This window comes from Pseudomonas sp. SIMBA_067 (assembly GCF_046534675.1).
Classification (GTDB): domain Bacteria; phylum Pseudomonadota; class Gammaproteobacteria; order Pseudomonadales; family Pseudomonadaceae; genus Aquipseudomonas; species Aquipseudomonas putida.
Genome location: NZ_JAWRYH010001511.1, coordinates 1 through 230, shown reverse-complemented (window position 1 = coordinate 230; position 230 = coordinate 1). Strand labels below are relative to the sequence as shown.

The 230-nt window shown below is 37.4% G+C and carries 1 pseudogene; it reads right to left on the bottom strand.

Annotated features, from left to right (window positions below):
• Positions 1-41 precede the first annotated feature (41 nt).
• Positions 42-230: pseudogene (locus tag SB765_RS34490) on the bottom strand (ribosome biogenesis GTPase Der); the annotation flags it as partial.

Here is a 230-nt window from a genome sequence, read left to right as displayed (position 1 = left end):
ATAAAGTACACCGTTTTATTAAACTGACTTAATCAAAATCGTTATGACTTATTGCGGTTTTCTTTACTAAACGCGCGAATTTTACGTTTTTGCGACAGGGTTACTTTATTAGTACGCCCTGCAAATGGGTTATCGCCTTCTCTAAACTCAATTTTGATTGGCGTACCCATAATCTTAAGTGCTTTACGGTAGTAGTTCATGAGGTAGCGTTTGTAGCTATCAGGTAAGTC